This is a genomic window from Streptomyces sp. NPDC058295 (assembly GCF_042880655.1).
Lineage (GTDB): Bacteria > Actinomycetota > Actinomycetes > Streptomycetales > Streptomycetaceae > Streptomyces > Streptomyces coriariae.
Map to the genome: position 1 here is coordinate 33,246 of NZ_JBHVYO010000036.1, position 26,140 is coordinate 59,385.

Below are 26,140 nucleotides of genomic sequence, written 5' to 3' on the forward strand. Positions count from 1 at the left end.
CGGAAGACTGCACCCGTGACGTCCCGTATCCCGCGCGACTCCAGGCTTCGACTCGTCCGCCCGCGACCCCTGGCCGCCGCCCCCTCAGCTGTGAACGAGCGGCGCCCGCGCCGCCCCGCACCCCGCCCGCCGGAGGGCACCCCGGCCCCCGCGGAGCTGGCCAGAATGGCGCGCTCCGGACTGGCCGCCGCGGCCCGTGTCGCCCGTTGGGCCGACAACGCCCTCGGCCCCGGCCGAGACGCCGCCACGACCGACGGCAAGGCCACCCTCTCCGACGCGACCGCCGAGCGGGCCGCCAGTGATCTGGGCCTGACCACGGACCGGATCCGCGCCGACTGGGACACCGCCCGGCTCGCCGGCCTCGTCGAGGTGCACGGCGACAGCGCCCGCCCCGGCTGGCGGCTGCGCGCCTGGAACCGCGACGACAGCGCCGTGCTGCGCGGCTGGGTCGCCCTGTTCGACGCCTGGTCGCTCGCCTCTCCGGAACCCGCGGACCAGGAGCCAGGCGCCGTCGCCGAGGTCGTCTCGGCCATGCCCCAGGTGCTGTCCTTCCTCCAGCTCTCCGCCGGGCCCGTCCCCGTGGAGCAGCTTCTCGACCTGCTGCGCCAGCGGGTCACCGAACTGCGCACCGAGCGCTGCGAGGTGCCCTACGGCGCCGGCTCGGAACCCGCGACCCCCATCGCCCCGGTCCTCTCCGTCGACGCCGACCCGGCGGAGCCCGCCCAGGACGCCGAACTCGCCCCCCTCCTCGACTGGGCCCTGCACGCCCTCGCGGCCGTGGGCGCCCTCACCTACGGCGCCGGCCAGGCCACGCTCACACCGCTGGGCAGCTGGGCGGTCTGGGTCAAGCTGGAGCAGATCTGCGTCGCCGCGCAGAGCCCCGCCGGCAACATCGAGCAGTCCGCCGAGGCCATGCTCCGCGGCTGCGCCCAGCTGCGCCCCAACGCCGCCCGCGCCGAGTACCGCGCCTGGCTCGCCGCCCGGACCGTCGGCAGCGCCGTCGCCGAGCTGCTGTTCGCCGCCCGCGGCGACGACGCCCTGCTGCGCGGTCTCGCCTTCGAGGCGCTGCGCGTCGTCGGTGCCCCCGCCGAGCCCGATGTCCGCGCGGTCGTCGACGAGCCCGCCCTGCGGCCGTACGCGCTGCTGTGGCTCGCCGAGCACGACGGCGTCGACCCGGAGGACGCCCACGAGGTGCTCACCCGGCAGGAGGCCACCTGGCTGTGGGTCGACACCGCCGCGGCCGTCGCCGACCACGGGGAGGCGCCGATGCTCGTACGTCACCTGGAGTCCGCGCTCCAGCCGACCGTCCCCGCCCTGCTGACCGAGGTGCGGGCCGTCGGACATCCGCGCACCGTGCAGGTGCTGGTGGCGCTCGCCGCCGCGCACCCCGACCCGGCGCTGGCCAAGGCCGTCCGCCGGGCCGCCTTCCAGGTGCACACCGGGGGCAGCTGAACGAACTCGCCGCAGGCTCCGCACGAACTCGGCGCCGGGCTCCGCACGAGCTCCGCGCGGGCTCCGGCGGGGCTCTCAGCCCTGTATCTCGGGCGCGTAGGTGCCGAAGCTCCAGAGGTTGCCCTCGAGGTCGCGGGCCATGTAGTCCCGGGAGCCGTAGTCCTGGTCCGTCGGGGGCATCAGGATCTCCGTGCCGTGCTCCACGGCCCGCCGGTGGTGTGCGTCGACGTCGTCCACCACGACGTACACCCCGGTCGGGCCCGCGTCCTTCATCGCCGCGTCGAAGACCCCGCCGCGGCCCTTCGAGCCGAGCATCACCGCGCCGTTGCCCTGCACCAGCTCGGCGTGCACGACCGAGCCGTCCTCGCCCTCGTAGACGGACAGCTCCGCGAACCCCAGCGCCTCCGTGAGCTGCCGGATCGCCGCCTTCGCGTCGGTGTACAGCACCGTCGGATAGATGCTCGGGCGCCCGCTGTTCGTGCCTGCCATGCCGATCACTCCCTTGTGATCCATGCCGGATTCGTCATCCGCCGCCCAGTCTGGCACCCACCACCGACAACGCCCCCGGGAGGAAGATCCGGCGGGAGCGCGCAAAGATCGAACACCTGAACCCAGAAAAAGTGCTTGCACGATCCCGTTAGACTGGCCCTCATGGCCATTCTCCTCGCGCATTAGACGGCGGGAACGTCCTCGGCCGTCCATCCTGCCAACGACCCCCGCTCTGGAGTCTGTCCGTGATCTCCGCCTCCGGCATCGAGCTGCGCGCCGGTGCCCGCATCCTCATCGAGAACGCCTCCTTCCGGGTGGCCAAGGGTGACCGCATCGGTCTGGTCGGGCGCAACGGCGCCGGCAAGACCACGCTGACCAAGGTCCTGGCCGGCGAGGGCATCCCGGCCGCCGGCCAGGTCACCCGCTCCGGCGAGGTCGGCTACCTCCCGCAGGACCCCCGCACCGGCGACCTCGACGTGCTGGCCCGCGACCGCATCCTCTCCGCACGCGGACTGGACATCCTGATCCGCAAGATGCGCGAGAACGAGCAGCGGATCGCGAACGGCGCGGGCGCCACCCGTGACAAGGCGATGCGCCAGTACGAGCGCCAGGAGACGGAGTTCCTCACCAAGGGCGGCTACTCCGCCGAGGCCGAGGCCGCCACCATCGCCGCCGCGCTCAACCTGCCCGACCGGGTGCTCGGCCAGCCCCTGCACACGCTCTCCGGCGGTCAGCGGCGCCGGGTCGAGCTGGCCCGCATCCTGTTCTCGGACGCGGACACCCTGCTCCTCGACGAGCCGACGAACCACCTCGACGCCGACTCGATCGTCTGGCTGCGCGACTACCTCAAGACCTACCGCGGCGGCTTCATCGTCATCAGTCACGACGTCGACCTGGTCGAGACGGTCGTCAACAAGGTCTTCTACCTGGACGCCAACCGCTCCCAGATCGACGTCTACAACATGGGCTGGCGGCTCTACCAGCAGCAGCGCGAGTCCGACGAGAAGCGCCGCAAGCGCGAGCGCCAGAACGCCGAGAAGAAGGCCGCCGCGCTGCATTCGCAGGCCGACAAGATGCGCGCCAAGGCCACCAAGACGGTCGCCGCGCAGAACATGGCCCGCCGCGCCGACAAGCTGCTCTCCGGCCTGGAGGCGGTCCGTCAGTCCGACAAGGTCGCCAAGCTCCGCTTCCCCGAGCCCGCGCCCTGCGGCAAGACTCCCCTGATGGCCGAGGGCCTGTCGAAGTCCTACGGTTCGCTGGAGATCTTCACCGACGTCGACCTGGCGATCGACAAGGGATCCCGGGTCGTCATCCTCGGTCTGAACGGCGCCGGCAAGACGACCCTGCTGCGTCTGCTCGGCGGGGCGGAGCGGCCCGACACCGGCGAGGTCGTCGCGGGCCACGGCCTGAAGCTCGGCTACTACGCCCAGGAGCACGAGACGCTCGACCCGGAGCGTACGGTCCTGGAGAACATGCGCTCCGCCGCCCCCGACCTGGATCTGGTCGAGGTCCGCAAGACGCTCGGCTCGTTCCTGTTCTCCGGCGACGACGTCGACAAGCCCGCCGGAGTGCTCTCCGGCGGCGAGAAGACCCGGCTGGCCCTCGCCACCCTCGTGGTCTCCTCGGCCAACGTGCTGCTGCTCGACGAGCCCACCAACAACCTCGACCCGGCCAGCCGCGAAGAGATCCTCGGCGCGCTGCGTACCTACAAGGGCGCGGTCGTCCTCGTCACCCACGACGAGGGCGCCGTGGAGGCACTCCAGCCCGAGCGGATCATCCTGCTGCCCGACGGTGTCGAGGACCTGTGGGGTGCCGACTACGCGGATCTGGTCGCGCTGGCCTGACCGAACGCCGGCTCCGCGGCGTGCTCCACGTCGTGATCCACCGGGTGATCCAGGATGTGATCCAGGATGTGATCCAGGATGTGATCCACGATGTTGGATCATTCGTCTGGATCATTCGGCCTACCGGTGATCCATCATCTGTGTGAGATCTCCTCGTATCGAGGTGTGTCCTACATCGATTTCGCGGCCGATCCCTTTGTCGACAAGGGATCGGCCGTCGCGCGTCTCTGACCTGCCACTTCGCACGGCAACCCGTTCGGCCCCACGAACACCACCGGGTGGAATCACGGATTCCACTTGTGGGGACGCGCTCCTGTCGTCAAAACCCTGTCGCACGGACCTTGCCGAATGGGTGGCCATCGCGCGCCGGAGGGGTGATCATGAGGATGACCAGAGCGCACTTCCCATGAGGAGGCACGGGTGGCCGAGACTCTGAAGAAGGGCAGCCGGGTGACCGGCGCCGCGCGCGACAAGCTCGCGGCAGACCTGAAGAAGAAGTACGACTCCGGTGCGAGCATCCGGGCGCTGGCCGAGGAAACCGGTCGCTCGTATGGCTTTGTTCACCGGATGCTCAGCGAGTCGGGCGTCACGCTGCGTGGGCGTGGCGGGGCGACCCGAGGCAAGAAGGCTGCCTCGTCCTGACCCGGGGCGGCCCACCGCTTTCGATGGTGGCCACCCGGTCGGTTGTCCGACCGACCGGGTGGTTACTGTGCAGTCACTTAGCTGACCGCTAGCTGACCGCACTCATCGGAGGCGCCTCATGGCCACGCCCGACCAGGAACCCGTTCCCCTGCTCGACAAGGACGGCGTACGGCTCACCGTCGACGACACGCTCGCCACGGTGACGCTGGCCAACCCGGCCAAGCGCAATGCGCAGAGCCCCGCCATGTGGCGGGCGCTCGCCGAAGCCGGGCGGCTGGTGCCGGGCTCCGTCCGTGTGGTCGTGCTGCGCGGCGAGGGCAAGTCCTTCTCCGCGGGGCTCGACCGGCAGATGTTCACGCCCGAGGGGATCGAGGGCGAACCGTCCTTCATCGACCTCGCGCGCAGTGGTGACGCCGAACTCGACGCCGCCATCGCCGGGTTCCAGGAGGGCTTCACCTGGTGGCGGCGCAACGACCTCGTGTCCATCGCCGCCGTCCAGGGCCACGCCATCGGCGCGGGCTTCCAGCTGGCCCTCGCCTGTGACCTGCGCGTCGTCGCCGACGACGTGCAGTTCGCCATGCGGGAGACCGGCCTCGGCCTCGTGCCGGACCTGACCGGCACCCATCCCCTCGTCTCCCTGGTCGGCTACGGCCGTGCGGCCGAGATCTGCCTGACCGGCCGGTTCGTGCACGCCGAGGAGGCGGTGAGCTCCGGGCTCGCCAACATCGCCGTGCCCGCGCAGGACCTCGACACCGCGACGCGCGAGCTGGCCGCGGCGATCCTCGCCGCGCCCCGGGAGGCCGTCATCGAGACCAAGGCCCTGCTGCGCGGCGCCGGCGACCGCACCTACGACGAGCAGCGCGCCGCCGAGCGCGCCGCCCAGGGCCGCCGACTGCGGGACCTGGCCGGCGCGGGCGAATGAGCCGACTCCTCGCGGGCCCCGGTCACTCCACCGCCGTGACCAGGACGGCCACCGTCGGGTGATCCCGTAGCGCTTCCGACACCACCGCACGCACCTCCCTGGCCACCTCCAGGGCCCGGTGGTGCGCACTCACCGCGATCTCCACGCGTGCGTGGCGGTTCGGCAGGGCGGTCGTGTGCTGTCGTTCCTCGATGCGCACCGCCCTGCCGACGACGTCGGTCACTCGGGTCACCCCGGGCACGGACAGGGCGGCGACCGTCGCGCGTGCCTCGTCGCCGTGCTGGGCGGTCCTGACGTGCTGTGGCTCGGGACGGGGCCGTGCCGCCTCCGGTTCCGGGTCCTCGTCCAGCAGAGCCGTCACCCGCAGGTCCACCTCCGACACCACCAGGCCGAGCCGATCCGTCGCGGCCGCCGCCAGCGCCGTGCGCAGGCGGGACGCCGTCGTCGGCAGCGGCTCGGACGAGGACGCGGCGATGTCCGCCGTCACCCGCAGCGGCCCGGGCGGCAGGGCGCTCGGCGGAGCCGGCACGGCGGGCTCGTACACCCCCGCCGGGTCGGCCACCGCGATCCGCAGCGCGCCCAGGCGCACGCCCTCCACACCCCGCACCGCCCGCCGCAGCACCGCCTCGGCCGCCGCCTCCGTGATCCACGCACCGTCCCGCGGCCCGCCCAGCGGCAGCAGCCTGCCGAGGCTCAACTGATGCCGTACCGCGCTCGTCCATTCGTCCGCCGTCATTGCTCCAGCCTGCCGCATCCCTGGCGCGCGGTCGGGCAACCGCGCTTACCGTGGTGAAAGGGACCAGGAACGAACCGGACGTAAGGACGTACGGCGATGACCGAGGCAGCAGCGGAGCAGCACCGGACGCAGGCTCCCGACGGCGGCACCGAACCGCTGGGAACCCGTAGGACGACCAAGCGCGGCGGCGGTGATCCGGCCACCCGAGGGCGGACCACCATCGCCGACGGCGTCGTCGAGAAGATCGCGGGCCTCGCGGCACGGGACGTCTTGGGCGTCCACGCGATGGGCAGCGGACTCAGCCGCACCTTCGGTGCCGTACGGGACCGGGTGCCCGGCGGCTCGAAGTCGGTGACCCGAGGGGTCAAGGCCGAGGTCGGCGAGGTGCAGACCGCGCTCGACCTGGAGATCGTCGTCGACTACGGCGTGGCCATCGCCGACGTGGCGCAGGCCGTGCGGGAGAACGTGATCGCGGCCGTGGAGCGGATGACCGGACTGGAGGTGGTCGAGGTCAACATCGCGGTGAGCGACGTCAAGTTGCCCGACGAAGAGGACGAGGAGCCGGAGCCCCGGATCCAGTGACACGCAGACGACGGCCGGGTGACCGGACCGCCGAGGGGAGAACACCTTGAGCATGGCCGTGGTCGGCATGATCGCCGGCATGGCGCTGGGCTTCGCCGGATACTTCGGCGGGTTCGGGGCCTTCCTCCTGGTGGCGGCACTGGGCGCCGTCGGGTTCGTCGTCGGCCGGTTCCTTGAGGGGGACCTGGAACTCGGCGACCTCTTCCGTACCCGCGACGACCGGCGCCGGTGACCCCCGTGGACGAAGGGGGCACCGCTGTCGACGGGCGCCCGTCCGTCGTTCCCCCGGGCGCCCGCGGCGCGACCCGCATCGCCGACCGGGTCGTGGCGAAGGTCGCCGCGCAGGCCGCCCGCGAGGCGGTCGGCACCCTGCCGCCCGACGCCGCGCGCCCGCACGCCACCGTCGTCGTCCACCACGAGGCCGCGCAGGTCCGGGTCCATCTCGAACTCGACTACCCGACCGATATCGGCGGACGCTGTCACCGTGTGCGTCGACATGTCACCGAGCGGGTAGGCGCGTTGGTGGGAATGGAGGTTCCGGAGGTCGCGGTCCAGGTGGAACGGCTGCACCTGACAGCGGCGCCCGGCGCGGCGCACGGGAGGGCGCGATGAGCGAGCCCGGAGGCTTGCAGGGCAGCACACTGCCTGTTCTGGAGAAACCCACGCAAGAAGACCGCCCCGACACGGCGGGCCCCGCCGACCACCGCTTCTGGTCGGCGCGCCGCGTCCCGGCCGCTGTCGTCGCGGTACTGCTGCTGGTCGTCGCGGCCGCCTTTCTCTACGACGTGGTCGCCGTACGCGCCCACCGGTCCGCCATGGCCTGGCGGACCGGACTCGCCCGGCAGCTCGCCGAGCGCCCCCTCGACGACATCTGGGTGCTGCTCGGCGCCGGGGTCGCGGCGGCCCTCGGCCTGTGGCTGATCGTCCTGGCGGTGACCCCGGGCCTCAGGGAGGTCCTGCCGATGCGCCGCACCCACCCGGACGTACGGGCGGGCCTCCACCGGGACGCGGCCGCCCTGGTGCTGCGCGACCGGGCCATGGAGGTCGCCGGCGTGCAGTCGGTACGGGTGCGCACGGGTCGCCGCAGGGCCGACGTCCGCGCGCTGTCCCACTTCCGCGACCTGGACGACGTACACGCCGACCTGGACGCCGTCCTCACCGACGCGATCCGTGGCCTGGGCCTGGTCCGGCCGCTCGCCCTGTCGGTCCATGTGCGGCGACCCGGGAAGAAGGGGTGAGGACGATGCTCGGAACCGTCAACCGCGTGCTCATCGCCGTCGTCGGCGTGGTGCTGCTCGCCGTCGGCGGGGCGGTGCTGGCCGTGGGCCTGGGCGCCTCCGCGCCCTCCTGGTGGCTGCACGAGGGCCCGCACGACGTCCTTCTCACCGCCGCCGAACGCACCCGCTGGCGCGCCGACGCCTGGTGGTGGCCGACGGTGATCGCGGTCCTCGCGCTTCTCGTCCTGCTGACCCTGTGGTGGCTGACGGCGGTCCTGCGCCGCCGCCGGCTGGGCGAACTCCTCGTCGACACCGGCGACGGTGCGGGAGCGCTGCTGCGGGGCCGCGCCCTGGAGGGCGTACTCGCCGGCGAGGCGCAGCGGCTGGACGGCGTCGCCCACGCCCATGTGGCGCTGAAGGGCAGGAGGGAGGCGCCCGAGGCACGGGTCCGCCTGGTGCTGGAGCCGCACGTGGACCCGGCGACGGCGCTCGACCACCTGACGGGGCAGGCCCTGACCCACGCGCGGGACTCGGCGGCGCTCGAGGCCCTGCCCGCGGAGGTGCGGATGAGAGGCGTCAAACACAAGGCCGAAAGGGTCGGTTGAGCTGCCCGGGAGGGCGGGGGGCGGTGACGGCCCGCGGCTGTGCCGCAGGACCGTGACCGGCCCCCGTGACCGGCGCGCGGGACCGGTCAGAACCCGTGCCGCATCCCGCCGTCGACCGGCACCATGAGGCCCGTCAGATAGGAGGCCGCCGGCGACAGCAGGAACGCGGCCGTCCGGCCGAACTCCGCCGCGGTCCCGTACCGCCGCAGCGGGATCCGGGACTCGTTCGCGGTCCGGGTGGCCTCGGGGTCGGCCGACAGCCCGTCCAGCTCCCGCACCCGGTCGGTGTCGATACGGGCCGGCAGCAGTCCCACGACCCGGATCCCCCGGGGCCCCAACTCGTCGGACAGCGACTTCGCGAACCCGGCCAGTCCCGGCCGCAGGCCGTTGGAGATGGTCAGCCCGGGAATCGGCTCATGCACCGACCCCGACAGGACGAACCCGATGACCCCGCCCGCCTCCAGCTCGGCGGCGGCCGCCCGCGCCAGCCGGACCGCTCCGAGGAACACCGACTCGAACGCGGCCTGCCACTGCTCGTCCGTGTTGTCCGCGACGAACCCGGGCGGCGGACCGCCCACGCTCACCAGCACCCCGTCGAAACCGCCGAAGGCATCGCGCGCCGCCGCGATCAGGCGCGTCGCCGCCCCGGGATCGGCGTTGTCCACGGCGACTCCGACGGCGTTCGGCCCCAGCTCGGCCGCGGCGTCGGCGACGCGCTTCTCGTCCCGCCCGGTGAGCACGACCTTCGCGCCGTCCGCGACGAGCTCGCGCGCGGCGGCGTTGCCGAGACCGCGTGTCGCCCCGGTGACCACGTACACCCGGTCCTTCAGTCCAAGATCCATGGCCCCTATCCTGCCTTCTCGGCGCCGAACAGGGCGAGGGCGGTGTTCACCAGGCCGATATGGCTGAAGGCCTGCGGGAAGTTGCCGAGGTGCCGGCCGGTCGTCGGGTCGTACTCCTCCGCCAGCAGCCCCACGTCGTTGGCCAGGCCCACCAGCCGTTCGAACAGCTCCCGCGCCTCCTCCGTGCGGCCCGTCATGTGCAGAGCGTCCGCGAGCCAGAACGAGCAGGCCAGGAAGGTGCCCTCGTCGCCCGGCAGGCCGTCGACGGTCGCGCCGTCCGTGCTGTAGCGGCGCAGCAGACCGCCGTGCCCCAGCTCCGCACGGACCGCGTCCACGGTCCCGACCACCCGCGGGTCGTCCGGCGGCAGGAAGCCGACGCGCGGGATGAGCAGCAGGGCGGCGTCCAGGTCGCGCGAGCCGTAGTACTGGGTGAACGTCCCCCGCTCCGGGTCGTAGCCCTTCTCGCACACCTCGCGGTGCACCTCGTCGCGCAGTGCCCGCCAGCCCGCCAGGTCACCGCTCAGATCGGGGTGCTCCTCCAGAGCGCGGACGGCCCGGTCGGCGGCCACCCACACCATCACCTTGGAGTGCACGAACTGGCGCCGGCCACCGCGCACCTCCCACAGGCCCTCGTCCGGCTGCCGCCAGTTCTCGCACAGCCACTTCATCAGCGCGGACTGCAACGACCATATGTGCGGCCGGGGCGGCATGCCCGAGCTCCGGGCCAGCGACAGCGAGTCCATGACCTCGCCGTAGACGTCCAGTTGCAGCTGGTCCACGGCGCCGTTGCCGATGCGTACCGGCTTGGAGTCCCCGTAGCCGGACAGCCAGGGCAGCTCGCACTCGGGCAGCCGCCGCTCGCCCGCCAGCCCGTACATGATCTGGAGGTCCGCCGGATCGCCCGCGACGGCGCGCAGCAGCCAGTTGCGCCAGGCCTCGGCCTCGTCCTGGTAGCCGGCCGCCAGGAGGGCGCCGAGGGTGAGGGTGGAGTCGCGCAGCCAGCAGTAGCGGTAGTCCCAGTTGCGGACCCCGCCCATCTCCTCGGGCAGGGAGGTGGTGAGCGCGGCGACGATGCCGCCGGTGGGGACGTAGGTGAGGGCCTTGAGAGTGATCAGGGAGCGGACGACGGCGTCCCGGTGAGGTCCGTCGTAGCGGCAGCGGGCCGCCCACGCCTGCCAGTCGTCGACGCTGACCCGCAGCGCCTCCCACGGGTCGACGAGCGGCGGACGGGCCTCGTGCGAGGGATGCCAGGTCAGCACGAAGGCGACCGACTCGCCCTCGGCGACGGTGAACTCCGAGTACGTGGTGAAGTCCTCGCCCCAGGTACGCACCTCGGGCTCGCTGCGGAACCAGACCGCGTCCGGACCGCCGATCGCCACCCGGTGGCCGTCGGCCCGGCGCATCCACGGGATGATCCAGCCGTAGTCGAAGCGCAGCCGCAGCGCGCTGCGGACGGTGACCCGGCCGCGCAGCCCCTCGACGATGCGTACGACGTCGGGGGCCTGGTCGCGCTGGGGCATCAGGTCGGTGACCCGGATGGCCCCCTCGTCGGTCTCCCACTCGGTGTCCAGGACGAGGGTGTCGGGCCGGTAGGCGCGCCGCGTGCAGGGACCCCGCACGCCCTCGGGCGCGATGCGCCAGTGGCCGTTCTCCTCCTCGCCGAGGAGACGCGCGAAGCAGGCTCCGGAGTCGAAGCGGGGCAGACAGAGCCAGTCGACGGAACCGTCCATGCCGACCAGGGCGGCGGTCTGTTCGTCGCCGATGAGCGCGTAGTCCTCGATGCGGGGGTGCACGCAGTTGCGGGTTCCCGGCGGGCCCCCGGGGCAATCAGGGCTGCGGCCGGGCGAGTGACGACGGGACCGTCTGGGCCCCGGCGCCCGAGAACACCACACCCCGGGTCCGACGGCGCCTGGTTCAGCACCCACAGCCCGATCAGCATGGCCAGGGCGAAGACGACGGCGATCAGCACGGCGAGCACCAGCCGCCGCCGGCGTTCGCGTCGCAGCGACTCGCCGCGCGCCGTGCGATAGGCGTCCGGGGTCGGACGCACCCCGTCGGCCAGGGCCTCCAGGGCCTCGCACAGCTCACGCCGGGTGCGGTCCTGCGCCGACGGCCGCGGCGGTCCGGGCCGGACGCGGCCCCGGCCGGTGTCGTTCATCGCCGGGCTCGCGCCCGTGTCCGGGCTCGCGCCCGTGTCCGGGCTCGCGCCCGTCAGACCGTAGCGGGCTCGGCCTGCTCCGCCTCTCGTACGGCGGCCTGGGCCCGGTCGCGGGTCTCGCGGCGGACCAGGATCACCCAGCCGACGGGGACGCCCACGGAGAACAGCCACCACTGGATGGCGTACGCGTAGTTCAGGGCCGCGTCCTCGCTGCCGGGCCGGCCGACCAGCTCCGGGCTGTCGCCCTTGGGTTCGGGCGCCGTCTGCGCGATGTAGCCGCCGAGCACCTGCGCGCCGAGCCGCCGGGCCTCCTGCTCGCTGTTGATCAGCATGACCTGCCGGTCCGGCAGTCCCTTGAGGTCCTTGATGCCGCTCGCGGCGGTCGTCTCGTCGGGCATCAGCCGCCCGGTGACGGTGATCCGGCCGGCGGGCGGCGCGGGAACCTCGGGGAACGAGGTCTGACTCGGGGCGTCGGCCGGGATCCAGCCCCGGTCGACCAGCAGCACCTTGCCGTCCGTCAGGACGAACGGGGTGAGGACGTGGAAGCCGACCGTCTCGTCGGCGTTGACCCGGCGCCTGACGACGACTTCGCGCTCGGTGTCGAAGGAGCCGGTGGCGGTGACACTGCGGTACCGCTCGTCGCGGGTGACGGCGTGCCCCGGGGTGGTCAGCTTCTCCACGGGCACCGCCTCGGCGGTCAGCGCGTCGGAGACCAGCTGGTTGCGGGCGGTGCGCTCGTCGTAGCGATGCATCTGCCAGAAGCCCAGCCTGATCATCGTGGGGATGAGGAGGAGGGAGACCAGCGTGAGGATCACCCACTGCCGGGACAACAGGAAGCGGTACACCCCACGACCGTACAACTCGGTCGTGGGGCGCATTCGGCCGGGTACCGGAAGGCAGCGTCGGCGGACGACATCGGTCCCCCGGAAGCTGCCGGGCGGCTCACACCTTGTCGACGATGCCCGCCCTGCCCTCCGCGCGGGCGCAGTGCGCGCCGCAGTACCAGTGGCCCTCCACCTCGACGCCCTGGCCGATGATCTGCACCCGGCAGTGCTCGCAGATGGGGGCCATGCGGTGGATCGCACAGGAGAAGCAGTCGAAGACGTGGATCGCGCCCTGCGCGTGCACTTCGAAGGTCATTCCGTAGTCATTGCCGCAAACTTCGCATCTCGCCATGCGCCACAGGGTGAGCCGTCACCCGCGCGCGGGCGAGCGGGCTGCGGGCGAGTCGCGTGGCAATCACCCGTACGTACGGGTCCCCCCTGCGTACGGGTCCCCCTGCTTGCGAGTCATTCCCACGTACGGGTCACTCGTCGGCGGGCTCCACGTCCCGCAGGAGTTGCCCGAAGGCGGCCTCGTCGACGACGGGCGTCCCGAACTGGCGTGCCTTCACCACCTTCGAGGTGCCCGAGTCGGGGTCGTTGGTGACCAGCAGGCTGGTGAGCCGGGACATGCTCGTGGCGACGTGCAGTCCCGCCTCGGCGGCGCGGTCCTCCAGCAGCTCCCGCTCGACCGACGTGTCGCCGGAGAAGGCGACCCGCATGCCCTGCTTGAGCCTTTTGCCGTCTTCGTACCGGCCGGGGTTGGGGTGGGGGCATACGGGCCTTTTGCGGGACGGCCGCCAACTGCCGGGCCGGTAGCTGCCGTAGCCGCCGCCGGAACCGCTCGCCTGCCGGCCGATCAGGGGCGCGGGCCGGTCGGACCACTCGGTCAGCGGCCGGCACTCGAGCAGCGGCAGCCGGACCCCGCCGGCCGCCGCGGCCCGCAGACTCGGCCGGAACGCCTCCGCGAGCACGCGCGCGTCGTCCAGTGCGTGGTGGGCCCGCTGCTGCACGACGCCGAAGTGGGCCGCCAGGGACTCCAGCTTGTGGTTGGGCAGCGGAAGGCCGAGTTCCTTGGAGAGCGCGATGGTGCACAGCCGCTGCCGCACCGGCGCCTCACGCTCCGCGCGCGCGTACTCCCGCGCGATCATCTGCCAGTCGAAGACCGCGTTGTGCGCGACGAGCACCCGCCCGTCGAGCCGGGCGGCGAACTCCGCGGCCACCTCCTGGAAGAGGGGCGCACCCTCGAGCACGTCGCTCGTCAGACCGTGGATCCACACCGGGCCCGGGTCGCGCTCCGGGTTGACCAGCGTGTACCAGTGGTCCTCCACCTCACCGCGCGCGTCCAGCCGGTAGACGGCGGCGGAGATGATCCGGTCGTTTCGGGCCAGGCCGGTGGTCTCCACGTCAACGACCGCGTACCCCTGGGGATACGCGGTCGGCCACTCCGTGGGGGAGGACGCTGTCGTCGTGTGGTCTTCGAGCATGGTCATTGAGGATACGGGCCCCCACTGACAGCTTGGGGCACCCGCCCCGAAGAGGGGCCGCACAAGCCCTTCGGACCGTACGGGAGTTCGTGGGGCGCACGCACGCGTGCCTGCGGCCGTCGGCTGATGCCCGGCCAGCACCGCCCTGCCGGACGCCGGTTCACGCGCCCGTCCACCCGACCCGTCGCGCCCGGTCCCGCGACGACGAGCGTCGGTACGGCGCACGCGTCTCCCGGGGTGCCATCCTCCGTGCTGTGACGGAACCCACCCACGCCGAGGCCCACGGAGGTTCGCTCGGATCCCGGCTGAACTGGCTGCGGGCCGCGGTCCTCGGCGCCAACGACGGCATCGTCTCCACCGCCGGCCTCGTCGTCGGCGTGGCCGGCGCGACGGACGACCGCTCGGCCCTGCTGACGGCGGGCCTCGCCGGTCTGCTCGCCGGGTCGATGTCCATGGCGGCAGGGGAGTACGTCTCCGTGTCGACCCAACGGGACTCCGAGAAGGCCGCCCTCGCGCTGGAGCGGCGGGAGCTGCGCGAACAGCCGGAGGCCGAGCTGGCCGGGCTGCTGGAGGAGCGCGGCCTGTCCCGGGATGTGGCCCGGGAGGCCGCCGTCCAGCTCACGGAACGGGACGCCCTGAAGGCCCACGCGCGCGTGGAGCTCGGCATCGACCCCGACGACCTCACCAACCCCTGGCACGCGGCCTGGGCCAGCTTCCTCGCCTTCACGGCCGGTGCCCTGCTCCCTCTGATCGCCATCGTGCTGCCCCCGGCCGACCGGCGCCTCCCGGTGACCGTCGCCTCGGTCCTGGCTGCCCTGGCCGGCACCGGCTGGAGCAGCGCCCGCCTGGGAGCGGCGGCACCGGGCCGCGCGGTACTGCGCAACGTGGGCGGCGGGGCACTGGCGATGGGGGTGACATACCTCGTCGGATCGCTGCTGGGGGCAGCGGGGGTGTGAGGGTCGGGACGGAGACACAGAGACACGGAGACACGGAGACACGGAGACACGCAGGCAGGGAGACAGCGCACAGTGCCCGGTGGGTGGGTTTCTGAGGGTGGATCAGCCCGCCACGACCGCCACGGTTTTCCGCTCCGCCCCGGCGGGCCACCGGTCGTCGCCGACCGGCAGGGCTCGGCGAGCACCGCAGGGGCCGCCGGGTCGCACCAGTTCGGCCAGTTCGGCCAGTTCGCTGCCCAGGACACGCGTGCCCATGGGCCGGCGGGCAGCAGCCGGGCCGCCGCCGGCACCCCGCCGGGCAGACCGGGACCGGCCCCCGGCGATGTCGGCCGCGTACCGGGCCGCTGCCCGGGTGCCTCGGGCGGCGGCCACCGCGGCGGTCGCGAAGCGCGGCACGCCTTGGAGGTCGTGCGCCCCGCCGGCGAACATCATGGCGCGAAGTCGCGTTCGCCCTCGGTGTCGTCGGCAGGACCCGTCGGCCGATTGGCGGAGATCGCCAACAAGCAAGCGCGTACCGTCGGTAATACTTGTGGGTAACAACGTCTAGCCGCAGGCCATCAGCCGTTCTACGGTGCCCCCATGCCGAATCTGCCCGATGTCGTGCTGTGGTCGATACCCGCCTTTGTGCTGCTCACCGTGGTCGAGGTGATCAGCGTCCGGTTCCATCCCGACGAGGATGCGGCCGGGTACGAGACGAAGGACGCCGCGACGAGCGTCGGCATGGGGCTCGGGAGTCTCGTGTTCGACTTCGTCTGGAAGATCCCGATCGTCGCGATCTACACGGCGATCTACGAGCTGACCCCGCTCCGTGTCCCGGTCCTGTGGTGGACGCTCCCGCTGATGCTGCTCGCGCAGGACTTCTTCTACTACTGGTCCCACCGAGGCCATCACGTCATCCGCGTGCTCTGGGCCTGTCACGTCGTCCATCACTCCAGCGAGAAGTTCAACCTCACCACCGCCCTGCGCCAGCCCTGGACCACGCTGACCGTCTGGCCGTTCTACGTCCCGCTCATCGCCCTCGGCGTCCACCCGGCCGCGCTCGCGTTCTGCTCCTCGGCCAACCTCGTCTACCAGTTCTGGATCCACACCGAGCGGATCGACAGGATGCCCCGGTGGTTCGAGTTCGTGTTCAACACGCCCTCCCACCACCGCGTCCACCACGCCTCCCAGGGCGGCTACCTGGACCGCAACTTCGGCGGCATCCTCATCGTCTGGGACCGGCTCTTCGGGTCGTTCGTGCCCGAGGTCGACCGGCCCGTCTACGGGTTGACCAAGAACATCAACACGTTCAACCCGATCAAGGTGGCCACGCATGAGTACGTCGCGATCGTCAAGGACGTGAAGGCGGCGGGCAGTTGGCGCGAGCGGACGGGACGCGTGTTCCGCGGTCCCGGCTGGCAACCCGCGTCCGCTCCGGCACCCTCGACCGCCACCACCACCACGGCCGCCACCGCTACGGCCACGGCCACGGCCGCCACGGCCGAGGAGACCACGGCCGCGTGACCCGCTCCCGCGTGCTCCTCGGCCTCTTCGCCCTCGCCGCGGCCGTCGACCTGCTCAGCCTCGCGGGCGGCTCCGACACCGGGCACACGGTGGCCAAGCCTCTCCTGATGCCCCTCCTGGCCGCCTGGACGGCCTCGCGGGGCGCGCCCCGGCTCCTGGTCGCCGCCCTTCTGTGCGGCTGGGGCGGCGACACCCTGCTACTGCTCGACGCCGACCCCGCCTTCCTCGCCGGCATGGCGTCCTTCGCCGCGGGTCACGTCTGCTACCTGGCGCTGTTCGCCCGCATCGGCCGGCCCCACGGGCGAGGCGCCCTCCTCGCCCCTTGCTACGCCACCGCCCTGATCGCCACCGTCGCCCTGCTGTGGCCCGACCTTCCCGGGGGCCTGCGGCTCCCTGTCGCCGTCTACAGCACCCTGCTCACGGCCATGGCGTACTTCGCCGCCACCCGGCTCGGCCCGGTCGCCGGTGTCGGTGGCGCGTTGTTCCTGCTCTCCGACACCCTCATCGCCACCGGCGTCGCCGACTGGCCGCAGGCTCCGCGTCCCGACCTGTGGATCATGCTCACCTACATCGCCGCACAGGTGCTTCTGGTCCTGGGCGCAACAAGCCGCCGCCACCCGACGGTTGATCCACGGCCCTTGATCCTCAACCCTTGATCCCGGCCGCTGCGCTTCAACCCGTTGACCCGCAACCCATGCGACCCTCAACCGTTGATCACCAGGCCGTGCTGCTCAACCCTTGATCGGCAGCGGCAACGCCGTCAACAGTCCCGACACCGCGACCACCACCCCCAGTGCGACGATCTCCACGCGCGCGGGGGAACAGGCGGCCAGCGGGTCGGGGGCCTGGCGCAGCCGGGTCCGCGCCCACAGGGCGAGCAGGGCGACCGCGCCCACGAGAAGCACCTTGGCGAGCAGCACGCGCCCGTACGCCGTCGTCGTCAGCTGATCGAGCACCGCCTCCGACGGCATCCGACGCAGTGAGCTGCACAGCCCGGTCGTGGTGACCCCGGCGAACAGAACGGCCGCCATGCGCGCGTAGAGCCCCAGCAGCGCGGCGCCCGCCTCGGTGTCGCCCCATCCACGCAGCGTGCGGAGCACGTTCAGCAGTCCGCCCGCCCACAGCGCCGAGCACGTCAGATGCACCACCGTCAGCCCGGAGCCGATCAACGGCGTGGACTCGGTCGGCGGATGCGCGCGCAGCGCCTCCGCCAGGATTACCGCCGCGAGCGGCCACACCTGACGGTTCGGCCGGCGCGTGAGCGCGCAGAGCCCCGCCACGGCGAACGCGACCGCCTCCAACAGTGCGAGAACGCCGGCCCGCGAGCCGTGGCCGTGCGGTGCCAGCTCACCGGCGGTCGCCGCGGCCGAGAATCCCACGACCGCCGCGTACGGCGCCCAGCTGACCGGCCGGCCGGACGGGGCGCCGGGTACCCACCGGGTGAGACCGGCCGCGAACGGCTCGCCCAGTTGCACGCACAGCGCCGCGAACAGCAGCACCCGCAACAGCGCGACCACGCCGGAGTCCGCGGTCGCGGCCTCCCCGGTGCCGTGCGCGGCGACGGAGGGCCCGAGGAGCGGGATCAGGGCGGCGAGCCCCACCAGGACGAGCAGCGCCACCGCCCGGCGCGGGCCGGTACGGCGTACGGATTCGGTCGCTTCGGTCGCTTCGGTCGGTCGTATGAGGGCCATGCCAGGATCTTCACTATCCCGACAAATCAGGGCAACTCGTTCTGAACCGGTCAGGTGGGTCCGGTGCCGACGCGGGAGTCGGTCGTCCGGGGGCTCAGAGCCAGCGCGCCGGATCGGCCCCCCAAGGTCCCGGCGGCCGTGCCCAGTCGCCCGGCCCACCGTCGAACGACACCGGCGGAAGGGCGTGGCGCAGCCGCCCGAGAGGGCTGTCGGTCTCCGCGAGCCAGTGGCCGGGGTCGACGCTCCCGCCCCCGCTCACCTGCCGTTCCTGCGCCTTGGCCATCCCTTTGCCCTCCCCTTCGTCCATCCGGACGCCCTCCCGTCGGACGTCCCCGTGCCCGACGCCCCCGCCGTGGACGGCCTCGCTCTCTTTCGTCCGGGCTCCCTCGGTGAGCCATGCCGCGGTCCGGGCCAGCGCCGGCCGTACGAACCGGCTGCCGCCGTCGTACGACTGCTCGGTCAGCGCCCGCAGCACGGCCGCCGCCAGCAGATAACCGGTGCCGTGGTCGAGGGCCTGCGCGGGCAGTGCGCCCGGCCGCCCGGCGGAGCCCTCGACGGTCGCGATGCCGGTGGCCACCTGGACCAGGCTGTCGAAGCCGCGCCGCCCGCCCCACGGCCCGTACGCGCCCCACGCCGACACCTGCGCCACGACCAGCCCGGGCCGACGCTCGGCCAGCGCCTCCGGGGAGAGTCCGAACCGGTCCAGGGCGCCCGGCCGGTAGCCGGTGACCACGACGTCCGCCGTCGCGAGCAAGTCCTCGAAGGTGCGCCGGTCCGTCGTCAGGTCCAGCAGCGTCGAGCGCTTGCCGAAGCCCGTGTCGGCGTGCTGGTCGGGCAGCTCGGGCAGCTGGGGTGCGTCGACCCGCAGGACGTCCGCGCCCAGCAGGGCGAGGGTGCGGGTGGCGACCGGCCCGGCCAGGACCCGGGTCAGGTCCAGGACGCGCAGTCCGGCGGCGGGCAGCAGCGGGCCGCCCTCCAGCGGCGCGAACGTACGCACGCGCGCCTCGTCCGACCGGCCCCGCTCCACCAGGGGGCGCGCGGCGATCATGACCGCCTGATCCTGCGCCGCCCACTCCTCGGGCGTGCGCGACGCGACGGCCAGACCTCCGGCCGCGTACACCGTGTTCTCCACCTCCAGGGCGGAGCGTTCCGCGAGCGACGCCTCGACGGCGGCCGCGTCGGCGCTCTCCGGCAGCGCCAGTGCCCTGAGCAACCGCGCGCGGTGGTGCGGATAGTTGGCGTGGGTGCGCACCCATCCGTCGGCCGTCCGCCAGAACCGGGACAGCGGGGCGAAGGCGACCGGCGGCCGCCCGTCGACCAGCAGGTGCCGCTCGCCGGCGAACGCGGTGGCCACCGCCGCGTCGTCCACCCGCACCTCGGGCACCTCCGGGAGGCCGGCCCGCCGCGCCCCCAGTTCGGCGCCGGCCAGCGCGCACACGCCCACACAGGCGCGCGCCAGCTCCCGCACGGGAAGACGCGCCTGCAGGGCGTCCTCCCGGACGACGGTCGACACGCGCGCGAGGAGGGCGGGATCGCCGCCCAGCTCCGACCAGGCAAACGTGATTCCAGTCATGACTGCACTATGCATTATTGATTCAATCAACATATGCGTCGCGGATGTACGGCGGGAGACGCATGTCATGCATCACCCCCGCCCCCCCCGCAGGTCTGCACGCCCGCGCACACGCACGAAGGGCCGGGCGGATGTCCGCCCGGCCCTCCGACCGCCTGTCAGGCGACTACTTCACGGCACGCAGCGCGTTCACGACGCCGAAGCCGAAGAAGCCGTTGAGGCGCTTGCCGCCCACGCAGGTCGCGTCCACGACCCCGTTGCCGTCGCCGTCGTACGGCTCGGTCGGGCACGCCGTGCTGTCGGCCTGGAGCTTGAGCAGCGCCTGGAGCTGGGCCGGGCTCGCGTGCGGGTGGGTCGACTTCAGCAGCGCGGCCACACCGGCGACGTGCGGGGACGCCATCGAAGTGCCCTGGAGGAAGCCGTACGTGTTGTTCGGCAGCGTCGACAGGATGCGGCCGTTGGCGGACGGGGTGTCCGGGATCTGGTACTTGTCGCCGCCCGGAGCCGCGACGTCGATCGCACCCAGGCCGTACGTGGAGTAGTACGACTTGGTGCCCTTGACGCCCGTCGCGCTCACCGTGACGACACCCGGCAGCTGGGTCGGGACGTCGAAGCACTCGTGCGGGTCGACGGTCCGCTCGACCGGCGTGGAGTCGTCCGGGCTCGAGGCGTCGACCAGGGAGTCGGAGTCCAGGTCGTGGTTGGAGTTGCCCGCCGAGGCGACGTTGAGCGTGCCCTTCTTCTGGGCGTACAGCTGGGCCCTGTTGACCGCGTCGACGATCGCCTTCTGGTCGGGGTCGTCCATGCAGTTGTACAGCCACGGGTCCACGTAGTAGCTGTTGTTCGTGACCTCGACGCCGTGGTCGGCGGCGAACACGAAGGCGCAGACGACGTTCTCCGGGTAGAAGAGGCCGTCCTTGGGGTCGCTCACCTTGATGCCGGCGACCTTCACGCCGGGCGCGACGCCCGCCACGCCGATGCCGTTGCGGGCCGCGGCGATCTCACCCGCGACATGGGTGCCGTGGTAGTCGTCCGCGGTGTAGGGGCGCCAGGCGCCCTCGCTGGTGTCCGCGACGCCGCCGACGCAGTTCGCCGACTGGGACGCGGAGAAGTTCGGCGCGAGGTCCGGGTGGGTGTCGTCGACGCCGGTGTCGATCACGGCGACCGTGACCTTCTTGCTGCCCGGGTTGATCCCGGCGGCCTTGTCGGCGCCGATCGCGCGCAGGTCCCACTGGTCGGCCTCGAGCGGCTCGCTCTGGCCCGCCGCGTCGGACGCCTTCTCGATCTTCGCGGCCTCCGCCTTGGAGAGGACCTGCGCGGCCCCCTCGTCGGTGGTCCCCGCGGCGCTCAGCGGCGCGGTACGGGTCGCACCCGCCGACTGCACGCCGCGCACCGCGCGTATCTTCGGCCCGAAGTCGGGGTTCGCCGAATGGACGACGAGGACGCCGATCTTCTCGTACGCCGCGACGACGGTGCCGCCGGCCGCGGCGATCGCCTTCTTCACCGACCCGATCGTGCGGTGGTCCACCTTGGTGTTGACGACGTACGCCAGGGTTCCGGCGTCGGCCGTCTGGGTGGCGGAAGTCGTGACGGGTGCCGCGGAGGCCGCCGTCGGCAGGAAGCCGAGGGAGGCGGTCAGCGACAGCACGACGGGCACCGCGAGCGCGAGGCGGCGTCTGGAAGGCAGATGAGCCATGGGGTCTCCACATCATCCGGAAACGGGACCTGACCCAAGCGCAGGTGGCTGCCTGGGCAGGTACATGACGGGTGGTGCTTGCCCGAAGCTATCTCCCTGACTCACCGGCCAGCAATGATTTCCAGGCGGCGAGTTTGCCGACCCATGACCTGACGCGGCCCACGCTCGTTGGTCATGACCTGCCGAAGGCCACTTAGACAAACCCGCCCGACGCGTTGAACCCGTCCTTGTGCGGCGCCGTGACCTTGGGCAGGGAGCGAGAGGACACTCGCCTCCTTTCGCCGTCCGACCCGCATCCGCAACGAGGAGACTTCGTGGCCACCGAGACACCGCCCCCCTCGAAATCCCCAGCCCAACTCCCGTCCACCGAGGAGTTCGTCGCGGTGCAGGAGAGCGCGGAGTTCGGTGAACTGCGCAGCTCCTACCGCAGCTTCGCCTTCCCGCTGACGGTCGCCTTCATCGCCTGGTACCTGCTGTACGTCCTGCTGTCCAACTACGCGGGCGACTTCATGGGCACCAAGCTCTTCGGCAACTTCAACGTGGCCATGGCCCTCGGCCTCGCCCAGTTCCTCACCACCTTCCTCATCGCCTGGTGGTACGCGCGGACCGCCGCCGCACGGTTCGACCCCAAGGCCGAGGCCATCAAGTCCCGGATGGAGGGCGGAGCATGAGCCCCGCACAGCACACCCTGCTCGCCGCAGGCGAGGCCAGCGAGCACCGCACGCTGATCATCATCCTGTTCTCGGTGTTCGTCGCCGCGACCCTCGTCATCACCGTCTGGGCCGGCCGCCAGACCAAGGACGCCGCCGACTTCTACGCCGGCGGCCGCCAGTTCACCGGCTTCCAGAACGGACTCGCCGTCTCCGGCGACTACATGTCCGCCGCCTCCTTCCTCGGCATCGCGGGCGCCATCGCCCTCTTCGGCTACGACGGCTTCCTGTACTCCATCGGCTTCCTGGTCGCCTGGCTGGTCGCCCTCCTCCTGGTCGCCGAGCCGCTGCGCAACTCCGGCCGCTACACGATGGGCGACGTCCTGGCGTACCGCATGCGCCAGCGGCCGGTCCGCACGGCGGCCGGCACCTCCACCATCGTGGTGTCGATCTTCTACCTGCTGGCCCAGATGGCGGGCGCGGGCGTCCTGGTCTCCCTGCTGCTGGGCATCACCAGCGACAGCGGCAAGGTCGGCATCGTCGCGCTGGTCGGCGTGCTGATGATCGTCTACGTGACGATCGGCGGCATGAAGGGCACCACCTGGGTCCAGATGGTCAAGGCGGTGCTGCTCATCGCCGGCGCCCTCCTGCTCACCTTCCTGGTCCTGCTGAAGTTCGACTTCAACCTCTCCGACCTGCTGGGCTCGGCCGCCGACAACAGCGGCAAGGGCGCGGCCTTCCTGGAGCCCGGCCTGAAGTACGGCGCCACCGGCACCACCAAACTGGACTTCATCTCGCTCGGCATCGCCCTGGTCCTGGGCACCGCGGGCCTGCCGCACATCCTGATCCGCTTCTACACCGTGCCCACCGCCAAGGCCGCCCGTAAGTCGGTCCTCTGGGCCATCGGCCTGATCGGCGCCTTCTACCTGATGACCCTCGCCCTCGGCTTCGGCGCCGCCGCGCTGATCAAGCCGGACGAGATCACCGCCTCCAACAAGGCAGGCAACACCGCGGCGCCCCTGCTCGCCCTCCATCTCGGCGGCGTCGACTCCAACTGGGGCGCGATCCTGCTGGCCACCATCTCGGCGGTCGCCTTCGCCACCATCCTCGCGGTCGTCGCCGGCCTGACCCTGGCCTCGTCCTCCTCGTTCGCCCACGACATTTACGCCAACGTCATCAAGAGGGGTACGGCCACCGAGAAGCAGGAGATGACCGCGGCCCGCTACGCCACCGTCGGCATCGGCGCCGTCTCCATCCTCCTGGGCGCCCTCGCCCGCGACCTGAACGTCGCCGGCCTGGTCGCCCTCGCCTTCGCGGTCGCCGCCTCCGCCAACCTCCCGACGATCCTCTACAGCCTCTTCTGGAAGCGGTTCACCACCTCCGGAGCCCTGTGGTCGATCTACGGGGGCCTGGTCACCGCCGTCGGCCTGGTGCTGTTCTCGCCGGTCGTCTCGGGCAAGCCCACCTCGATGTTCCCGGACGTCGACTTCCACTGGTTCCCGCTGGAGAACCCCGGCATCATCTCGATCCCGGTCGGCTTCCTGCTGGGCGTCGTAGGCACCCTGCTGTCGAAGGAGGAGCCCGACAAGGGCAAGTACGCCGAACTGGAGGTCCGCTCGCTGACCGGCACCGGAGCCCACTGAACAACCGCTGACGGTCCCTCTCCCGCGGCCGCGTCGTAGATCCCTACGACGCGGCCGCGTTCCGCTCCCTGGGATCTCGTGGGATCGGGCACTGTCGTTGTCACCGGTGTCACGTAGGCTCGCACGTGACGGAGAAGAACACGCGATCGCTACGAGGGAGGGGGCCCACGTGCTCATCGACACCTACGGCCGAGTGGCCACCGACCTGAGGGTCTCGCTGACCGACCGGTGCAACCTGCGCTGTACGTACTGCATGCCCGAGGAGGGCCTGCAGTGGCTGGCCAAGCCCGATCTGCTCGACGACGACGAAATCGTCCGTCTGATCGGCATAGCGGTCTCCACGCTCGGCATCGAGGAGGTCCGCTTCACCGGAGGCGAGCCCCTGCTGCGCCCGGGTCTGGTCGGCATCGTCGAGCGGGTCGCGGCCCTGACACCCCGGCCCCAGATGTCCCTCACGACGAACGGCATCGGCCTGCGCCGCACCGCCACGGCCCTGAAGGCGGCGGGCCTGGACCGGGTCAACGTCTCCCTCGACACCCTGCGGCCCGACGTCTTCAAGACCCTCACCCGCAGGGACCGTCACCAGCACGTGCTCGAAGGTCTCGAAGCCGCCCGCGAGGCAGGCCTGACCCCGGTGAAGGTCAACTCGGTCCTGATGCCCGGCCTGAACGAGGACGAGGCCCCCGACCTCCTCGCCTGGGCCGTCGAGCACGACTACGAGCTGCGTTTCATCGAGCAGATGCCGCTGGACGCCCAGCACGGCTGGAAGCGCGAGGGCATGGTCACGGCCGGCGACATCCTGGCCTCCCTGCGCACCCGCTTCGACCTCACCGCCGAGGGCGAGGGGGAGCGCGGCTCCGCCCCGGCCGAACGCTGGCTGGTGGACGGCGGCCCGCACCGCGTGGGCGTCATCGCCTCCGTCACCCGCCCGTTCTGCGCCGCCTGCGACCGCACCCGCCTCACGGCCGACGGCCAGGTCCGCACCTGCCTCTTCGCCCGCGAGGAGACGGACCTGCGAGCGGCCCTGCGCTCCGGCGCACCCGACGAGGAGATAGCCCGGATCTGGCGACTGGCGATGTGGGGCAAGAAGGCGGGCTCGGGCCTGGACGACCCGACGTTCCTCCAGCCGGACAGGCCGATGTCGGCGATCGGCGGCTAGGAAGCCTCCGGGGACACCCACTCGGTCAGCAGGACGACGTCCTTGAGAAAGCCCCGGACGCCGAGGAACTGCGACAGATGCTCCCGGTGCTCCTCGCACGCGAGCCACGTCTTGCGCCGCTCCGGCGTGTGCAGCTTCGGGTTGTTCCACGCCAGTACCCACACCGCGTCGACACGGCAGCCCTTGGCAGAACAGATCGGGGTCTCGTCACTCACAGATTTGTCTCACCACACGCACACAAAGGCGACGCCGAGCAGCCACGGGGGGAGCTGCCCGGCGTCGGTCCGTCGCTCCGACGGGGGATGCGGAGCGCGTACGAAGTATGTCATGGCTCACGGTCCGCACGGCACTGGAACAACATGATTGATCTGAGCTTTTCCTGAGCTTTGAGCACGGTCCGCTCATGGCCTGTTCACGGCTGACGCTCAGCCGGATCGGGCTCCGGTTCCTTGCGGAGGGATTCCGCGAAGCCCTCCTCTTCCGGCACCGAGCCCACGGATTCACCGTCGGCCCGCGGCGGAGCGATCATGGTTCGCACCGGCGCGGTCAGGAAAGTGGAGGGGAGCGAAGGCACGTTCTCCCGCCCCGCGTTGGCGATCACCACCGAGATATAGGGGAGCACCACCCCCAGGACCAACGCCACGATCGCCACATGGCGTTCCACGTTCCACAAGGTCGCCGCGAGGATCACCGACAGCGTACGGATCGACATCGAGATGATGTACCGCCGTTGCCGGCCCCGCACGTCGTCCTGGAGTCCTTGGCGCGCACCGGTGATCCGGAACACCTGGACGTTGCCGCCGCCACCCTGCTTCCGCATCACATTCCACCGTCCGCCCGCATCGGCCTTGCCCCGGCCCCTCTCCGGCCCGCACCCGATCGGGGGGCCGGGCCCGGACACCGTCCACGTTACGCCGCGACTGCGCCGCCTTCGAGACCGGGTCACCCGCCGCCCGGGCGAACGTTCTGCGCCGTGCCGCGTATGGCCGTACCCGACATGCGCCGTACGGCGAGCGGACCGAGACTTGGGTGCAATGCTCACGTAGAGCCGTACAAGGAGGCAGCCATGGGCTGGTTGTGGGCGATCATCGTGGGATTCGTGCTGGGCCTGATCGCGAAGGCGATCCTCCCGGGCAAGCAGCACAGCCCGCTCTGGCTGACCACCATTTTCGGCATGCTGGGCGCGATCGTCGGCAACGCGATCGCCCGCGCGGCAGGGGTCGAGGAGACGTCCGGCATCGACTGGAGTCGCCATCTGTTCCAGCTGATCGCCGCGATCATCATCGTCGCCCTGGGCGACATGCTCTACATGGCGACGCTGGGCAAGCGCAAGCAGCGGACGTGACCGACGCGCCCCACGGGGGCGCGGGCGACTGCGCGACGAGCCACGACGAAAGCCGCGGCCGGCAGAAACCCGCACCCCTGCGGCGCCCCTTTTACGGCGCACCCCCTACGCGCGACCCGCAGAGGGG

At 72.0% G+C, this 26,140-nt stretch carries 29 protein-coding genes and 1 pseudogene; 16 read left to right on the plus strand and 14 right to left on the minus strand.

Annotated features, from left to right (window positions below):
* The first annotated feature begins 15 nt into the window (after positions 1-15).
* Entirely contained in the window at positions 16-1,452 is a 1,437-nt protein-coding gene (locus tag ACFVYS_RS31485) for a hypothetical protein (RefSeq protein WP_389507562.1), read from the plus strand.
* Positions 1,453-1,527: 75 nt separating this feature from the next.
* On the opposite strand, the gene ACFVYS_RS31490 is transcribed toward ACFVYS_RS31485, so the two are convergent.
* The gene (locus ACFVYS_RS31490; RefSeq protein ID WP_389507564.1) at positions 1,528-1,941 is read right to left on the minus strand and encodes a VOC family protein; all 414 of its coding nucleotides are present in this window, start codon (positions 1,939-1,941) and stop codon (positions 1,528-1,530) included.
* Positions 1,942-2,186: 245 nt separating this feature from the next.
* On the opposite strand from ACFVYS_RS31490, the gene ACFVYS_RS31495 reads away from it, so the two are divergent.
* The 3 genes from ACFVYS_RS31495 (at position 2,187) to ACFVYS_RS31505 (ending at position 5,349) form a co-directional block, all read left to right on the plus strand.
* Positions 2,187-3,785 (plus strand): ABC-F family ATP-binding cassette domain-containing protein, encoded by a 1,599-nt coding sequence (locus ACFVYS_RS31495; protein ID WP_389507566.1) that lies wholly within the window; start codon positions 2,187-2,189, stop codon positions 3,783-3,785.
* A gap of 420 nt (positions 3,786-4,205) precedes the next feature.
* The gene (locus ACFVYS_RS31500) at positions 4,206-4,427 is read left to right on the plus strand and encodes a helix-turn-helix domain-containing protein (protein ID WP_004002281.1); all 222 of its coding nucleotides are present in this window, start codon (positions 4,206-4,208) and stop codon (positions 4,425-4,427) included.
* A 118-nt stretch (positions 4,428-4,545) separates the two neighbouring features.
* Entirely contained in the window at positions 4,546-5,349 is an 804-nt protein-coding gene (locus ACFVYS_RS31505; protein WP_389507568.1) for an enoyl-CoA hydratase/isomerase family protein, read from the plus strand.
* Positions 5,350-5,371: 22 nt separating this feature from the next.
* Here the strand turns inward: ACFVYS_RS31505 and ACFVYS_RS31510 are convergent, their stop codons facing one another.
* Positions 5,372-6,085, minus strand: coding sequence for a nucleopolyhedrovirus P10 family protein (locus ACFVYS_RS31510; protein WP_389507570.1), 714 nt, complete (start codon positions 6,083-6,085; stop codon positions 5,372-5,374).
* Positions 6,086-6,181: 96 nt separating this feature from the next.
* Between ACFVYS_RS31510 and ACFVYS_RS31515 the strand changes: the two genes are divergently transcribed.
* Genes ACFVYS_RS31515 through amaP form a run of 5 tightly spaced genes read left to right on the plus strand, consistent with a single transcriptional unit; the run spans position 6,182 to position 8,489 of the window.
* The gene (locus ACFVYS_RS31515; protein WP_389507572.1) at positions 6,182-6,667 is read left to right on the plus strand and encodes an Asp23/Gls24 family envelope stress response protein; all 486 of its coding nucleotides are present in this window, start codon (positions 6,182-6,184) and stop codon (positions 6,665-6,667) included.
* A 46-nt stretch (positions 6,668-6,713) separates the two neighbouring features.
* Entirely contained in the window at positions 6,714-6,899 is a 186-nt protein-coding gene (locus tag ACFVYS_RS31520) for a hypothetical protein (RefSeq protein ID WP_028806947.1), read from the plus strand.
* Positions 6,896-7,279 (plus strand): hypothetical protein, encoded by a 384-nt coding sequence (locus ACFVYS_RS31525; protein ID WP_389507574.1) that lies wholly within the window; start codon positions 6,896-6,898, stop codon positions 7,277-7,279. Before ACFVYS_RS31520 ends, ACFVYS_RS31525 begins: the two co-directional genes overlap by 4 nt.
* Complete coding sequence (locus ACFVYS_RS31530) at positions 7,276-7,905, plus strand: DUF6286 domain-containing protein (protein WP_389507576.1); 630 nt, start codon at positions 7,276-7,278, stop codon at positions 7,903-7,905. The genes ACFVYS_RS31525 and ACFVYS_RS31530 overlap by 4 nt, the downstream gene beginning before the upstream one ends.
* A 5-nt stretch (positions 7,906-7,910) precedes the next feature.
* Positions 7,911-8,489 carry an alkaline shock response membrane anchor protein AmaP gene (gene amaP / locus ACFVYS_RS31535; RefSeq protein ID WP_389507578.1) on the plus strand — a complete coding sequence of 193 codons (579 nt, stop codon included), beginning with the start codon at positions 7,911-7,913 and terminating at the stop codon, positions 8,487-8,489.
* Positions 8,490-8,575: 86 nt separating this feature from the next.
* Here amaP and ACFVYS_RS31540 read toward each other — a convergent pair whose 3' ends face one another.
* From ACFVYS_RS31540 to ACFVYS_RS31565, 6 genes and pseudogenes are all read right to left on the minus strand, one after another.
* Positions 8,576-9,331: an SDR family oxidoreductase gene (locus ACFVYS_RS31540; protein ID WP_389507580.1), complete on the minus strand. Its 756-nt coding sequence runs from the start codon at positions 9,329-9,331 to the stop codon at positions 8,576-8,578.
* 5 nt (positions 9,332-9,336) lie between these two features.
* Positions 9,337-11,124 (minus strand): glycoside hydrolase family 15 protein, encoded by a 1,788-nt coding sequence (locus tag ACFVYS_RS31545; RefSeq protein ID WP_389507582.1) that lies wholly within the window; start codon positions 11,122-11,124, stop codon positions 9,337-9,339.
* A gap of 34 nt (positions 11,125-11,158) precedes the next feature.
* Positions 11,159-11,489, minus strand: a pseudogene (locus tag ACFVYS_RS31550) (hypothetical protein).
* 53 nt (positions 11,490-11,542) lie between these two features.
* Positions 11,543-12,334, minus strand: a complete 792-nt coding sequence (locus ACFVYS_RS31555; RefSeq protein ID WP_389507584.1) for an SURF1 family protein — start codon at positions 12,332-12,334, stop codon at positions 11,543-11,545.
* 97 nt (positions 12,335-12,431) lie between these two features.
* Complete coding sequence (locus ACFVYS_RS31560; RefSeq protein WP_078615750.1) at positions 12,432-12,665, minus strand: hypothetical protein; 234 nt, start codon at positions 12,663-12,665, stop codon at positions 12,432-12,434.
* A 130-nt stretch (positions 12,666-12,795) separates the two neighbouring features.
* Positions 12,796-13,797: a DEDDh family exonuclease gene (locus ACFVYS_RS31565; protein WP_389507586.1), complete on the minus strand. Its 1,002-nt coding sequence runs from the start codon at positions 13,795-13,797 to the stop codon at positions 12,796-12,798.
* 254 nt (positions 13,798-14,051) lie between these two features.
* On the opposite strand from ACFVYS_RS31565, the gene ACFVYS_RS31570 reads away from it, so the two are divergent.
* The gene (locus ACFVYS_RS31570) at positions 14,052-14,753 is read left to right on the plus strand and encodes a VIT family protein (RefSeq protein WP_389507588.1); all 702 of its coding nucleotides are present in this window, start codon (positions 14,052-14,054) and stop codon (positions 14,751-14,753) included.
* Positions 14,754-14,855: 102 nt separating this feature from the next.
* Here the strand turns inward: ACFVYS_RS31570 and ACFVYS_RS31575 are convergent, their stop codons facing one another.
* Entirely contained in the window at positions 14,856-15,185 is a 330-nt protein-coding gene (locus tag ACFVYS_RS31575) for a hypothetical protein (RefSeq protein WP_389507590.1), read from the minus strand.
* Positions 15,186-15,332: 147 nt separating this feature from the next.
* Here ACFVYS_RS31575 and ACFVYS_RS31580 point away from each other — a divergent pair, with 147 nt between their 5' ends.
* Together ACFVYS_RS31580 and ACFVYS_RS31585 are read left to right on the plus strand one after the other, a co-directional pair.
* On the plus strand, positions 15,333-16,256 hold the full coding sequence (locus tag ACFVYS_RS31580) for a sterol desaturase family protein (RefSeq protein ID WP_389507591.1): 924 nt from the start codon (positions 15,333-15,335) through the stop codon (positions 16,254-16,256).
* Entirely contained in the window at positions 16,253-16,912 is a 660-nt protein-coding gene (locus ACFVYS_RS31585; RefSeq protein WP_389507593.1) for a lysoplasmalogenase, read from the plus strand. Before ACFVYS_RS31580 ends, ACFVYS_RS31585 begins: the two co-directional genes overlap by 4 nt.
* 75 nt (positions 16,913-16,987) lie before the next feature.
* On the opposite strand, the gene ACFVYS_RS31590 is transcribed toward ACFVYS_RS31585, so the two are convergent.
* From ACFVYS_RS31590 to ACFVYS_RS31600, 3 genes are all read right to left on the minus strand, one after another.
* A complete protein-coding gene (locus tag ACFVYS_RS31590) occupies positions 16,988-17,947 on the minus strand; it encodes a CopD family protein (protein ID WP_389507594.1) in 960 nt (319 codons plus the stop codon).
* A 94-nt stretch (positions 17,948-18,041) separates the two neighbouring features.
* Positions 18,042-19,520 carry a CoA transferase gene (locus tag ACFVYS_RS31595; RefSeq protein WP_389507596.1) on the minus strand — a complete coding sequence of 493 codons (1,479 nt, stop codon included), beginning with the start codon at positions 19,518-19,520 and terminating at the stop codon, positions 18,042-18,044.
* 166 nt (positions 19,521-19,686) lie between these two features.
* Positions 19,687-21,216 carry a S8 family serine peptidase gene (locus tag ACFVYS_RS31600; RefSeq protein ID WP_389507597.1) on the minus strand — a complete coding sequence of 510 codons (1,530 nt, stop codon included), beginning with the start codon at positions 21,214-21,216 and terminating at the stop codon, positions 19,687-19,689.
* Between the two features lie 314 nt (positions 21,217-21,530).
* Here ACFVYS_RS31600 and ACFVYS_RS31605 point away from each other — a divergent pair, with 314 nt between their 5' ends.
* From ACFVYS_RS31605 to moaA, 3 genes are all read left to right on the plus strand, one after another.
* Positions 21,531-21,887, plus strand: coding sequence for a DUF485 domain-containing protein (locus tag ACFVYS_RS31605; RefSeq protein WP_389507599.1), 357 nt, complete (start codon positions 21,531-21,533; stop codon positions 21,885-21,887).
* On the plus strand, positions 21,884-23,509 hold the full coding sequence (locus tag ACFVYS_RS31610) for a cation acetate symporter (RefSeq protein WP_389507600.1): 1,626 nt from the start codon (positions 21,884-21,886) through the stop codon (positions 23,507-23,509). The genes ACFVYS_RS31605 and ACFVYS_RS31610 overlap by 4 nt, the downstream gene beginning before the upstream one ends.
* Positions 23,510-23,678: 169 nt before the next feature.
* Entirely contained in the window at positions 23,679-24,668 is a 990-nt protein-coding gene (gene moaA, locus ACFVYS_RS31615; protein WP_389507601.1) for a GTP 3',8-cyclase MoaA, read from the plus strand.
* Here moaA and ACFVYS_RS31620 read toward each other — a convergent pair.
* Positions 24,665-24,883, minus strand: coding sequence for a hypothetical protein (locus tag ACFVYS_RS31620; RefSeq protein ID WP_389507603.1), 219 nt, complete (start codon positions 24,881-24,883; stop codon positions 24,665-24,667). The genes moaA and ACFVYS_RS31620 overlap by 4 nt on opposite strands.
* 197 nt (positions 24,884-25,080) lie before the next feature.
* Positions 25,081-25,488, minus strand: coding sequence for a DUF3099 domain-containing protein (locus tag ACFVYS_RS31625; protein WP_389507605.1), 408 nt, complete (start codon positions 25,486-25,488; stop codon positions 25,081-25,083).
* A gap of 246 nt (positions 25,489-25,734) precedes the next feature.
* On the opposite strand from ACFVYS_RS31625, the gene ACFVYS_RS31630 reads away from it, so the two are divergent.
* Positions 25,735-26,013: a GlsB/YeaQ/YmgE family stress response membrane protein gene (locus ACFVYS_RS31630; RefSeq protein ID WP_062649882.1), complete on the plus strand. Its 279-nt coding sequence runs from the start codon at positions 25,735-25,737 to the stop codon at positions 26,011-26,013.
* Positions 26,014-26,140: the final 127 nt, after the last annotated feature.

What these genes read in the sequence shown, in the direction of transcription:
- ACFVYS_RS31565 (WP_389507586.1), bottom strand. Translation starts at nt 13,797, where the DNA reads ATGCTCGAAGACCACACGACGACAGCGTCCTCCCCCACGGAGTGGCCG.
- ACFVYS_RS31515 (WP_389507572.1), top strand. Translation starts at nt 6,182, where the DNA reads ATGACCGAGGCAGCAGCGGAGCAGCACCGGACGCAGGCTCCCGACGGC.
- ACFVYS_RS31630 (WP_062649882.1), top strand. Translation starts at nt 25,735, where the DNA reads ATGGGCTGGTTGTGGGCGATCATCGTGGGATTCGTGCTGGGCCTGATC.
- ACFVYS_RS31625 (WP_389507605.1), bottom strand. Translation starts at nt 25,488, where the DNA reads ATGCGGAAGCAGGGTGGCGGCGGCAACGTCCAGGTGTTCCGGATCACC.
- ACFVYS_RS31560 (WP_078615750.1), bottom strand. Translation starts at nt 12,665, where the DNA reads ATGGCGAGATGCGAAGTTTGCGGCAATGACTACGGAATGACCTTCGAA.
- ACFVYS_RS31510 (WP_389507570.1), bottom strand. Translation starts at nt 6,085, where the DNA reads ATGACGGCGGACGAATGGACGAGCGCGGTACGGCATCAGTTGAGCCTC.
- ACFVYS_RS31595 (WP_389507596.1), bottom strand. Translation starts at nt 19,520, where the DNA reads ATGACTGGAATCACGTTTGCCTGGTCGGAGCTGGGCGGCGATCCCGCC.
- amaP (WP_389507578.1), top strand. Translation starts at nt 7,911, where the DNA reads ATGCTCGGAACCGTCAACCGCGTGCTCATCGCCGTCGTCGGCGTGGTG.
- ACFVYS_RS31540 (WP_389507580.1), bottom strand. Translation starts at nt 9,331, where the DNA reads ATGGATCTTGGACTGAAGGACCGGGTGTACGTGGTCACCGGGGCGACA.
- ACFVYS_RS31590 (WP_389507594.1), bottom strand. Translation starts at nt 17,947, where the DNA reads ATGGCCCTCATACGACCGACCGAAGCGACCGAAGCGACCGAATCCGTA.
- ACFVYS_RS31610 (WP_389507600.1), top strand. Translation starts at nt 21,884, where the DNA reads ATGAGCCCCGCACAGCACACCCTGCTCGCCGCAGGCGAGGCCAGCGAG.
- ACFVYS_RS31505 (WP_389507568.1), top strand. Translation starts at nt 4,546, where the DNA reads ATGGCCACGCCCGACCAGGAACCCGTTCCCCTGCTCGACAAGGACGGC.
- ACFVYS_RS31530 (WP_389507576.1), top strand. Translation starts at nt 7,276, where the DNA reads ATGAGCGAGCCCGGAGGCTTGCAGGGCAGCACACTGCCTGTTCTGGAG.
- ACFVYS_RS31575 (WP_389507590.1), bottom strand. Translation starts at nt 15,185, where the DNA reads ATGATGTTCGCCGGCGGGGCGCACGACCTCCAAGGCGTGCCGCGCTTC.
- ACFVYS_RS31580 (WP_389507591.1), top strand. Translation starts at nt 15,333, where the DNA reads ATGCCGAATCTGCCCGATGTCGTGCTGTGGTCGATACCCGCCTTTGTG.
- ACFVYS_RS31490 (WP_389507564.1), bottom strand. Translation starts at nt 1,941, where the DNA reads ATGGCAGGCACGAACAGCGGGCGCCCGAGCATCTATCCGACGGTGCTG.
- ACFVYS_RS31600 (WP_389507597.1), bottom strand. Translation starts at nt 21,216, where the DNA reads ATGGCTCATCTGCCTTCCAGACGCCGCCTCGCGCTCGCGGTGCCCGTC.